Here is a 10530-nt window from a genome sequence, read left to right as displayed (position 1 = left end):
CACGGTTTTTCTTGGGGGGTCGTCCTTGGTGGGCGGCCCCCTTTTTTTGTGCCGGTGTTTGTGCGTTTGTGAACGATGGGGTGTGGGGGTGGGTGCGTGGGGTGGGGTCCCCCCGGTTTCTAGTTAAGCGTGGGTGGGAGGTGGGGTGCTATCCCGTGTTGTGGACCTGTGGACAACCAACGGGCCACCTCCCAGTCAGGTGCTGTGACCTCACGGCGCCTTCGGTGCTGGGGGACTGGTCACCCCTGGGGAGGGCGTTCCGGGGGTACAGATACCGTAAGCTGGGGGGACAAATACTTGATGCGCTGCCGCACCCTACGCTGGCGGCGCTTTTGAATGTTGACGGACGGGTTGATGACTGAGGACAGCCGATCGGGAGACCGCGAGGATTCCGGAGCCAACGACCGTAGCGGCAACCGTTCCGGGAGGCCCGATGGTCGGGGACGCGGCGACGGACCCCGCTCCCGTTCCGGCTATAGCGGTTCCCGGGGTGAGAGGGGACGCGGCGGCGACCGGCGCGATGACCGTGGTGGCTTCCGGGGTCGGGATGACCGGCGGGATGACCGTGGTGGCTTCCGGGGTCGGGATGACCGGCGGGATGACCGTGGTGGTTACCGGGGTCGGGATGACCGGCGGGACGATCGTGGTGGTTACCGGGGTCGGGATGACCGGCGGGACGACCGTGGTGGCTTCCGGGGTCGGGATGACCGGCGGGACGATCGTGGTGGTTACCGGGGTCGGGATGACCGGCGGGACGACCGTGGTGGCTTCCGGGGTCGGGATGACCGTGATCGCCGTGAGGGCCGGCGCGATGACCGGCGTGGTGGTTACCGAGACCGGCGTGATGATCGTCGGGGTGGTTTCCGTGGCGACCGGCGCGATGACCGTGGCGGCTTCCGGGGTCGCGACGACCGCCGGGACGACCGATCCCGTGATCGTGACCGCGACCCCGCGGACATCGCGCCTCCGCTGCCGGAGGCGGCCACCTACGAGCAGCTGGATCCCGAGACCAAGCGTGACCTGAACTCGCTGCCGAAGTCCCTGGCCGAACTCGTGGGCAAGCACATCGTTGCCGCCGGCCTGCTGCTGGACGAGGACCCGGAGCGGGCGTACGGGCACGCGGCCTTCGCTCGCCGCAAGGCTTCGCGTGTACCCGGAGTCCGTGAGGCATCGGGTGTCGCGGCCTACACGGTGGGCAAGTGGCAGGAGGCCCTCGCCGACCTGCGAGCCGCTCGTCGGATGAGTGGTCGGGACAGCTTCTTGGCGATCATGGCCGACTGCGAGCGTGGTCTCGGCAGACCCGAGCGCGCGCTGGAGATCGGCAACGACCCGGCGGCCGCGAAGCTGGACGCCGCCGATCGGATCGAGCTGCGCATCGTCGCCTCCGGGGCCCGACGCGACATGGGTGATCTCCAGGCCGCCCTGGTCGAACTCCAGGTCCCAGAACTCAAGGAACGCCGCGCGCGGCCGTGGATCGCACGGCTCTTCTACGCCTACGCCGACGTCCTGGAGGAACTCGGCCGCGAGGACGACGCTCGCGAGTACTTCGCGCGGGCGTCCGCGGTGGACCGTGAGGGCGTCACTGACGCGGACGAGCGCCTCGCCGCCCTGGAGGGTGTCGAACTCGTGGATGTCGACCACGACGGCATCATCTGGACGGACGCCGAAGAAGCCGAGGAGACCGACGACGGGGAGCGGGACTGAGGCCGCTCGGTGGGGCTCGGGTACATCTGGGGGTGCTGCCCGAGTCCCACGACTCGGTGGTGTGCCTGACGCTGCGGGGCGACCGGCTGCTGATGGTGCGCCACCGGGATCGGGCCTGGGAGTTCCCCGGCGGACACGCCGAACCCGGGGAGGACGTCCACGACACCGTCGTGCGTGAGGTCCGGGAGGAGGCGAACGCCACCCTCGGGGAGGTGTCCGTGCTGGGGTACTACGTTCTGGCCAGCGGGCACGTCACCGTGGTCACCAGCGCCCAGGTCGTGGACGTCGCGCCGTTGAGCGGCGACTTCGAGACCGTCGAGGTGCGGGAGTTCGCCTACCTGCCCGAGGACCTGTCGTGGTCCGATGGCCTGTACGCCCACCTGCTCACGGAGCTGGAACTTCCCTGACGAAGGTGTGCTCGCTGCCCACGAGCCGGTATCCCAGTCGTTCGTTGATCGCGAGCATGGGCGCGTTGTCCGTGTGGTTGCCCGTGTAGGCACGGGTGAAGCCCTTCTCCCGCGCGCGGTGCAGGGCGACGGTCTTGGCGTAGTCGGCCAGCCCCAGGCCCCGGTACTCACGGAGGGTGCCGGTCATCGCCGACTCCATCCGGGCCCGGCGGTCCGAGACGTAACAGGTGATGGCCACCGGCCTGCCGTCGAGCAGCAGGACCAGGCTCAGGTCCAGGTCGTGGAGAGGGTGCCCCCACATCTTCGCGTACCAGTCCTCGAACGGCGCGAAGGCGGGTGCTTCTCCCGGTTCGTCCGCGCTGGTGAGGCGGTCGAGCTCGTACAGCGCGCGCGGATCGAGCTCGTGCCACGTGCGCAGCTCCGCGCCGACGGGCGCGGCCGGAAGAGGCGGCAGGTTCCGGAGGTCGAGCCCGAGGATCTGGTGGGTGTCGACCACCTCGCTCCCGCCGAGGAATTCGAGGAGAGCCTGACCGTCGCGCTGGACCGCCTCCTCGGCCGCCGTCACACGCAGACTCCGAGCGCCCCGCTCGACCAGGCTCCGCTCGGAGGCGGCCAACAGGTCCGTGCCCGTCCCGTCCTCGCCCGCGATGAGCAGGGTGGTACCGACCCCGTCGCGCAGTACCGAACGGACGTGCCCGGTAATCCGGCCGTCCTGCACACGGACCAGGGCGCGGTGGTCCGTGTTCGAGGCGCCAGCCCACGGCCTCCTCGGACACGGCCAGAGCGGGGAAGGCGTCGCTCAGAAGACGGTGGGCCTCGGGGACGTCGTCCGCGGTGAGCTCTCGGATCGTCATGTCGGGCGACCCTAGTGCGTCACTCCCCGGGCCGCATGTCCTTTTTCTCGGCGCGCTCGGCCTCCAGCCGGTCCAACCAGTGCACGATGCCGGACACGTTGGTCTCCGCTCCCGCGAGCGTGTCGAGGACCTCCGCACCCCCGGCGGGCATCGGGGCGTACCGGGTCATCACCTTGTCGCGGACCATGGCGATCGCGTGGTCCAGGTCGCCGACGGTGCCGTGGGACTCGCGTACGGTCTCCACCCACACCCGCAGTTCGGCCTCCGCGCGCTCGATCGTCTCCGGTACCGACTCCGCGGCGCCGAAGTGGGAGAACATCAGCCGTCGCGGTTCGATGTCGCCGAACAGCCGCAGGGTGCGCAGGCACGCGTCCAGGTCGAAGTCCGGGGGCGGGGTCGCCGGGCGGACGTCGCCCGTGAGCGGGTTGTACACCCCCAGGGCGTCGCCGACGTAGAGGTCGCCGTTGGCGGTGTCGACCAGGCCCATGTGGTGCTTGGCGTGTCCGGGGGCGTAGTGCGACACCAGGCGGCGGCCTCCGCCCAGATCGATCTCCCCGGTCTCGCCGACCGCGCGGATCCGGGTCGCCTCGGTGGGGCGCATGTGCCCGAACAGGGTCTCCAACCGGTCGCCCCAGACCATCGCGGCGCTGCTCATCAGCCGACTCGGGTCGGCCAGGTGCCGAGCGCCGCGCTCGTGGACGACGATCTCCGCGTCGGGGAACACGGCCGCCATGTCGCCGGTGCCGCCCGCGTGGTCCAGATGGATGTGCGTGACGACGATGGTCGCCAGGTCCTCGGCGGCCAGCCCCAGGTGGGAGATCGCGCGGTGCAGAACGGGTGCCGACCCGGCGGTGCCGACCTCGACGACGCATGGTCGTTCGGATCGGATCAGGTAGGCCGACACCACGCCCGGGTACCCGGCGAGCATCGTGTCGATGGCGAAGACGTCGTCGCCCAGGTGGGTGATTCCCTCGGGCAGGTCGTTCACGTCCACAAGCACTCCTGTCCGGTCACGCGGCTGAGACCACCGACTCTAGGACAGGTCGTCCCCGACGGGAGGGAGCAGGGGGAGTTGTCCACAGGTTCGAGATGGGGCTTTTCCTTCGGCTCAGGCCACGCGAGCCTGGAGTTAGCGCACTTCGGGAAGGAGGGTACATGGGCCAGCGGACGACCCCCGCGCGGGCGGGGCATCGCAATGAGATCGTCGTGGCGGGGCGCATCACCGCCGAACCCTCGGTCCGGGAACTGCCCAGTGGGGACCGGATCGCCACCTGGCGGATCTGTGCGGCCCGCACGGACGAGTCCAGGTTCCGGGGACACCGCTCCGACTCCATCACCTGTGTCAGCTTCGACCCCGGTGTTCAGGAACGGGTCCGTGCCTGGAGGCTGGATGAGGTCGTCGAGATGACCGGGGCACTGCGCAGGCGTGTCCGGCGGGTCCGTGATGGGGTGCGAGCCATCTATGAGGTGGAAGTGCGCACGGCGGAGCGGGTGGGAAAGAAGGGGGAGGAGTCGTGATCGGGTCACCAACCCAGGTGGTTCAGCGCCTCGTGTACGGACGGGCCGGTCGGGTCCACCGTGTCGTCCGCCCACGCCGCCGCGCACAGTGCGCGCAGCCCGTTCAACCGGTCTCCGGTTCCCTCCAGGCGGAGCTCGCCGCCGTCGGTGTCGGCAGTCCACCCCTCGCAGCGGGTCCGAGTTCCCTCCCGGACCACGGCTGGGTGCGTCTGGTTCATCCCCGACACGTCCCAGGCCAGGTAGCGCGGGCGCTGGTGCGCTGGTGCGGCCAGCGCGTCCAACGGCGTGGCCACTCCCGACAACACGAGCATCCCGGCGGCCCCGTGCGTCGTGGCGCCCTCGATGTCGGTGTCCAGGCGGTCGCCGACGATCAGCGGATTGCGGGCTCCGGTGCGCAGGATGCCCTCCTCGTGCAGCGGGCGCATGGGTTTACCCGCGATGATCGGCTCCACGCCGGTCGCGTGGGCGATGACTCGAACGAAGGAGCCGTTGGCCGGGGTGATCCCCCACTCGTTGGGTGCGGTGGCGTCGGCGTTGCTCGCCACGTACAGCGCGCCCCGGGCCACCGCGAGCGCGCCTTGGTCGAGGAGGTCGCGGGACATTCCGCGCGCGTATCCCTGCACCACGGCCACCACCGACTCCGTCGCCACGGTGACCGGCCGCAGCCCCATGCGCCGGATGGCCTGGCGCAGTCCGGTGTCGCCCACCACGAGCACGTCCGACCCGGTCGGGAACCGGTTGCGTACCACACGTGCCGCGGCTTCGGCCGAGGTCACGACGTCCTCGGGGGTGGCGGTGACGCCGAGATCGGTGAGGTGCTCGGCGATCCGGGCGGGGGTTCGCCCGGCGTTGTTGGTCACGAACGCCACCCGTGCCCCCGCCGCGCGCGCCTTGCCCACGGCCTCCGGTGCGCTCGGCACCGCACGCGGACCGATGTAGACCACGCCGTCCAGGTCGAGGAGCATCGCGTCGTACAGCTCCGAGAGTGGGCGGTCGGCGGCGAGCAGGGACATGGCGGGGCACCCGTTCCGTGCGATGGGAGTGGACGTGTCCAGGCTACGGGCGCCGGGGTGAGCGGGGCCGCCCGTCCCCGGTGTGCGCTGCGTCGCACTCGTCAGCGGTGTCGGGGCAGCCACCCCGTCGCGAACTCCACGGCCCGTGGCAGGGAGAACAACCGTGCCGTGGCCTGGCCCACTCGCCCCGTCGTCACGGCACCAGTGCCCTCGAAGGCCGTTCCCAGGTGTTCGAAGTCGCTCGCGTCCAGAGCCACGTCGTCGTGGGTGACCCACGCCCGCCGCCCCTCGGTGGTCATGACCGCGCACGAGAACTCCTCCTGGGCGGGCCGGGGCAACCGGTACTCCGCGAGGTGGAAGGCCGTGCAGGACGCGTACCCCGTCCCGAGCAGCAGGACGCGGGCGCCGGCCCGCTCCAGCCCGGCGAGCGGGGAGCGTTCGCCCAGTCGGCAGTCCTGCGCGTGCTCCGACATGAGTCGGCCGGCTTGGGGCCCCAGGGCGGCGAAGGAGGTCTGCGGGTGTGTGCTGCGTACCGCGCCGGGCCATGTGCGCAGGGTTTCCGCGATCCGCCCCATGGCCAGGGTCGGGGTCACCCTCGCGTCGAACGGTGGCGACTCGGCTCGGATGACCGGCCACCAGTCCTCGGGGACGGGTGGGTGCGTCCAGGTCGCGGGGTCGGAGTTGTCCATGGTCTGGGTTGGTACGGTGACGGTTCCCCGTGCGCCGACCACGTCGGTCAGCGCGTGGACCACCGTCGGTGCTCCGCCGCACACCCAGCCGAGGGAGCGGAGGGAGGAGTGGAGCAGGAGGGTGTCGCCCTCTCTGACGCCGAGAGCGGATAGGTCTCGGGTGAGCGAGGACCGGGTCAGGGGGGAGCGGGGATTCGTGGGCCGGGGGACGGTCATGGGGTCCTCGGCTTTCGTTCGGTCATTCCCCACGGCGGGGGACGACGGTACGGATGTGGGTGTGGTGGACCGCAGGGTCATGGTGTGGCCGACACCGTCGCGCCGGCCGTGTCCCGTGGAACACGATGGTCACCATGTTCCCGATCAAGGCTGTGGCGGCGGGCCTCCTGGCCGTCGCCGCCACCTTCCTCAGCGCCGCTCCCGTCGCGGCCGACACCAGGTCCGCGGTCTCCTCCGGTCCGCTGACGCCCGAGACCGTGGACGCCTACGTGGGTGGCTATCTGGACTCCTCGCCGCTGCCCGGCGCCACCGTCGCTGTCACCCGGGGGTCGGGGGTGGTGCACACCGCCGGGTATGGCACCGACTCCCGGGGCGAGCCGATGACCGCCGACACCCCCATGGGCGCGGCCTCGGTCAGCAAGGCCTTCACCGCGCTCGCCGTCATGCAACTTGTCGAGGACGGGGAGATCACGCTCGACGACCCGGTGGTGGCGCACCTGCCCGAGTTCACGACGGCGGACCCGCGTTCGGAGGACATCACCGTCCGCCAACTGCTGACCCACACCTCCGGGATGACCGACAGCGCCTTCGCGGAGAAGGGGGCGCCCGTTCCCGACGACCTGGAGGGTGCGGTCGCCCGCCTCGCCGACGTCCGGTTGGCCGCCGAACCGGGGAACGAGGAACACTACCACAATCCCAACTACCACGTGGCGGCACGCATGGTGGAGGTCGTCGGGGGGCGACCCTTCGACGAGTTCCTGGACGAGCGCACGTTCACACCCCTGGGCATGGACGCCACCACCACGGTGGACACCGCCGACGAGGTGTTCGAGGCGGGTGTGGCACGAGGCCATATCTCGATCCTCGGCCGAGCGGTCCCCATCGTGGAGCCGGAGAGCTACTTCAACGGCGCGGGCGGAATGGTCACGACCGCCACGGATATGGCCCGGTGGCTCATCGCGCAGAACAACGGGGGAGAGGGCGCCGACGGTGCCCGTGTCCTGTCGGGGGAGGGGGTCGACACCACACACACCCCTCTCGCGGAGGACGGGCTGGGCGAGAGCACCGCCCTGGGCTGGAACACCCGGGACACACCGGCGGGGACGCCGATGCTGTCGCACGGTGGTGTCCAGTTCACGTACACGGCCTACCAGGCGCTGCTGCCGGAGGGAGGGTACGGGATCGCGGTGATGGCTCCCACTGGGCTGGGCAGCTCCGATTCCTACGCCCTGCTGTCGGGGCTGGTGGCCCTCGCCGTTGGCGAGGAGCCCACCGACCCGGCCGGAGCGGTTCTGTTGGCGCTCGACCTGGTCCTGGTCGCCCTGACGGGGCTCGCCGTCCACCTCGGGTACCGGGGGGTGCGGCGTGCCGGGGTCTGGGTCGAGGCCGCCCGAGCTCGTCCCCGGTGGCGTACCGCGGTGCGTCTGCTGCCGGGCCTGGCCGTGATCCTCGCCGCGGTGTTCGTGAATCGTCTCCTCGGGCTGTTGGCCCAGAACCGTCATGTCACCTGGGAACAGACCTTCTACGTCATTCCCACCGGGTTCACCCTGTTGGTGGTCGCCGGGGTCGCGGTGGCCGGGGTGTACGCGGTTCGTGCGGTGCGGTGGGCGAGCTCGATCCCGCGTCGGGGGTGATCGTGGTCCGCAGTCGGGGGGTGGGCGGAGCGCGATGGTCAGGGCAGGACCCGCATGACCAGGCCGCTGCGAGGTTTGGGGCCGAACGAGGTGGACTTGCGCGGGGTGAGTTCGCCGTGCTCGGCGACCGCGTACACCTGCTCCACGCTCAGTGGGGGCACGATGACGGCTGTGCCCTCCCCCTGGCGGGCCGCCTCGATCGCCTCGGCGGAATCGTCGTGCACCATGCGCACGCGGTGGTCGGGGATGTCCCACAGAGGGAGGAGCACGTGGTGCAGTGCGGTCGTGGGCAGCTCCCGGTAGGCGTCGGACCGCGAGGGGGCGGCCTCCGCCAGACGCCGCGGGTTGAAACCGGACACGAGGTGGAAGCCGCCACTCGGGTCGGCCAGGAGCAGGGCCGGGTGCTTCGCCTTGGCGAGGGTCCGCTCGGCTTCGGGGAGGCAGGAGGCGTCCAGGCGTTCGACCCGGGCCACCGACCGCGCGGACTCGGCCGCCTGGTCGGCGGTCAGCTTCGGCACGACGCGGTGGATGGCGTTCAGGGCCGGGGGATTGGCGTCGCTGTCCACGAGGTAGGCGAGGCCGTACGCCCATCCCGGGTCGTCGCCGTACTCGTGCATTCGCTGGTAGGCGGCGTAACGGTGGTGGCCGTCCGCGATCAGGGCGGTGCGGGGGGCGAGGTCGGCTTCGATCTCGGAATGGGTCGCCGGGTCGGTCATGGCCCAGAGCCGGTGCCGGGTCCCGTCGGCCGTGTGGGTTTCCACCAGCAGTTCCCCGTGATTCCCCGCGTCCTCGGTGATCTGGGTGGCCGCACCGTTCCCGCCGGGGTACAGCAGGAAGATCGGTTCGAGGTTGGCGCGGGTGCTGGACATCAGCAGGGTTCGGTCGCCCACCGGGCCGTGCTCCACCTGCTCGTGCGGTCGCACCGGGCCGGGAGCGGTGGACGAGGGCAGGCTCAGCGCGCCGATGAGCCCGCGTTGGCGGGTCCCGTCCACGGTCACCTGCTCGTACACGTACAGGGCGGCTGCGGGGTCCTGGGCCAGTACACCGTCGTCGATCCACGTGTTCAGGCGTGCGGCCGCCTTCTCGTAGATGAACCCTGCGGGTTGGCCGCCGCAGCTACCGGGCATCGTCAGGTTCAGCTGGTAGGGAACCGTGAGGTAGGCGGCGTTGTGTGGGTCCGATCGCAGGAGTTCGAGCGTCTCCTCCGGGCCGGGGATGTCATAGGGAGGAGCGAGGAGGTTGGCGACCTCGAACTCACCGGAGTCGAGGATCCGCCCGACGTCCAGGTCCGTGTAGCGCAGCCCTCGGAAGGGAGCCAGTGCGAGAGGTTGGCGTGGCATCTCAGAACGGTACCGCCTATCCACCGGTGTGCCGCCTGGTCGGGGCGTCCTCCCGATCCGCTCGGCCCGCGGGGGAGGCGCTACATCAGGCGGCGCATACGCAGCAGGTCGCTGATGCTGGCGTCCACCCTGACGCGGCGGGTGAGCAGCGCACGGGCGTAGTCCATCCGATCCTCCGCCAGCTCGACCAGGTCGGCGCTGCCCACGGTCACCCGCACCTGCGGGGAGGGTGCCGTCTGGTCGGAGGGGCGGTGGGTGATGTCCACGAGACCGTCCAGGGTGAGTCGCATGTCGAACACCGTCGACAGGTCCGGGACCACGACGCTGACCGAACGTTCGCGGATGTGCTTGCGGCGTTCGGACTCGGGTTGGGCGATAATGCGTTCGTTCACCCTCGCGATGCCGGCCAGGCACGCCTCGATGCTGCTCATGGCCACATGATGCCCTATCCGGTGCGCGTTGGGGCCCGCCGTCGCGAACGGGACGAAAGGCGCCGCCTCCCGGGTTCCCGTGCGATCGGGGCCCGCGCCCCGGTAGCGTTGACCGCGACCCCCCACGTCGCGCCGCGGCTCCCCCGCCCCGTGCGCCCCTCCCCTTGCCCTTCCTTCCACGGTCCCATCAAGGAGCACGTGAAACATGGTCGTCGACGCGGTACGCACCTATCTCGATGCCGCCAGTGGCCTCACAGAGCTGTCGCGTAAGGAGGCCGTCGCGGCGGCCAAGGCGCTGTTGCGAGCCAGCGGTACCGCCGCGCCGGAGCGGGCGGGTGGCGAGGCGCTGCCGCCGAGGGTCGGTCAGAACATCCAGGCCTTGGCGGGGGAGCTCATCGAGACCAGTCAGGCCAACCGTGCCGCCATCGCCGCCCTGGTCCGGTCCGAGGTCGAACGGCAGTTGGAACGGATGGACGTCGTCCCCCGGGGGGAGCACGACCGCCTCGCGCGTCGGGTCGCTGAACTCGAACGCCGTCTGGCCGCGCGCCACCAGGTTTCCGAGCGGGTCTTCGCGCCCGTCGAGGCGGGCCCGGAGCCTGGTCCCGGACCCGACGCGATCGCCGCCCCGGGACCGGAGGCCGCCCCCGTCGAGGAGGCGGTCGCCCCCGAACCGCGCCCCGAGCCCGCAGATGGGGCCTCCGTCGACGCCGAGTCTCCGGGGGCC

Annotated in this window: 12 protein-coding genes; 6 read left to right on the top strand and 6 right to left on the bottom strand. The window is 71.0% G+C overall.

Annotated features, from left to right (window positions below):
* Nucleotides 1-433: 433 nt before the first annotated feature.
* From D471_RS41450 to D471_RS0130785, 3 genes are read left to right on the top strand one after another with little or no spacing between them, the layout of a single operon-like run.
* Complete coding sequence (locus D471_RS41450; RefSeq protein WP_017602171.1) at nt 434-1024, top strand: hypothetical protein; 591 nt, start codon at nt 434-436, stop codon at nt 1022-1024.
* A 29-nt stretch (nt 1025-1053) separates the two neighbouring features.
* Nucleotides 1054-1704 (top strand): hypothetical protein, encoded by a 651-nt coding sequence (locus D471_RS41445; protein ID WP_017602170.1) that lies wholly within the window; start codon nt 1054-1056, stop codon nt 1702-1704.
* A 32-nt stretch (nt 1705-1736) separates the two neighbouring features.
* Nucleotides 1737-2111: an NUDIX domain-containing protein gene (locus tag D471_RS0130785; protein WP_017602169.1), complete on the top strand. Its 375-nt coding sequence runs from the start codon at nt 1737-1739 to the stop codon at nt 2109-2111.
* Here the strand turns inward: D471_RS0130785 and D471_RS37140 are convergent.
* A complete protein-coding gene (locus tag D471_RS37140) occupies nt 2089-2829 on the bottom strand; it encodes a GNAT family N-acetyltransferase (RefSeq protein WP_017602168.1) in 741 nt (246 codons plus the stop codon). The genes D471_RS0130785 and D471_RS37140 overlap by 23 nt on opposite strands.
* Nucleotides 2830-2984: 155 nt before the next feature.
* Complete coding sequence (locus D471_RS0130775; RefSeq protein ID WP_017602167.1) at nt 2985-3959, bottom strand: MBL fold metallo-hydrolase; 975 nt, start codon at nt 3957-3959, stop codon at nt 2985-2987.
* 161 nt (nt 3960-4120) lie between these two features.
* Here D471_RS0130775 and D471_RS0130770 point away from each other — a divergent pair, with 161 nt between their 5' ends.
* Nucleotides 4121-4483: a single stranded DNA-binding domain-containing protein gene (locus tag D471_RS0130770; protein ID WP_017602166.1), complete on the top strand. Its 363-nt coding sequence runs from the start codon at nt 4121-4123 to the stop codon at nt 4481-4483.
* 5 nt (nt 4484-4488) lie between these two features.
* Here the strand turns inward: D471_RS0130770 and D471_RS0130765 are convergent, their stop codons facing one another.
* Both D471_RS0130765 and D471_RS0130760 read right to left on the bottom strand, forming a co-directional pair.
* Nucleotides 4489-5496 carry an HAD-IIA family hydrolase gene (locus D471_RS0130765; RefSeq protein ID WP_017602165.1) on the bottom strand — a complete coding sequence of 336 codons (1008 nt, stop codon included), beginning with the start codon at nt 5494-5496 and terminating at the stop codon, nt 4489-4491.
* Between the two features lie 101 nt (nt 5497-5597).
* Entirely contained in the window at nt 5598-6401 is an 804-nt protein-coding gene (locus D471_RS0130760) for an aminoglycoside N(3)-acetyltransferase (RefSeq protein ID WP_017602164.1), read from the bottom strand.
* A gap of 134 nt (nt 6402-6535) precedes the next feature.
* On the opposite strand from D471_RS0130760, the gene D471_RS0130755 reads away from it, so the two are divergent.
* Nucleotides 6536-8035, top strand: coding sequence for a serine hydrolase domain-containing protein (locus D471_RS0130755; RefSeq protein WP_241479756.1), 1500 nt, complete (start codon nt 6536-6538; stop codon nt 8033-8035).
* A 38-nt stretch (nt 8036-8073) separates the two neighbouring features.
* On the opposite strand, the gene D471_RS0130750 is transcribed toward D471_RS0130755, so the two are convergent.
* Both D471_RS0130750 and D471_RS0130745 read right to left on the bottom strand, forming a co-directional pair.
* Nucleotides 8074-9375, bottom strand: a complete 1302-nt coding sequence (locus tag D471_RS0130750; RefSeq protein ID WP_017602162.1) for a DUF1015 family protein — start codon at nt 9373-9375, stop codon at nt 8074-8076.
* An 80-nt stretch (nt 9376-9455) separates the two neighbouring features.
* Nucleotides 9456-9806, bottom strand: coding sequence for an SCP2 sterol-binding domain-containing protein (locus D471_RS0130745; RefSeq protein ID WP_026128256.1), 351 nt, complete (start codon nt 9804-9806; stop codon nt 9456-9458).
* A 205-nt stretch (nt 9807-10011) separates the two neighbouring features.
* On the opposite strand from D471_RS0130745, the gene D471_RS37135 reads away from it, so the two are divergent.
* Nucleotides 10012-10530, top strand: a 519-nt coding sequence (locus D471_RS37135) for a coiled-coil domain-containing protein (protein ID WP_017602160.1), incomplete at its 3' end; no start/stop codon positions are given.

The sequence above is a fragment of the Nocardiopsis lucentensis DSM 44048 genome (assembly GCF_000341125.1).
Lineage (GTDB): Bacteria > Actinomycetota > Actinomycetes > Streptosporangiales > Streptosporangiaceae > Nocardiopsis > Nocardiopsis lucentensis.
Note: the sequence above shows the minus strand (reverse complement) of the source record. Positions and strands in the feature narration are given on the sequence as shown.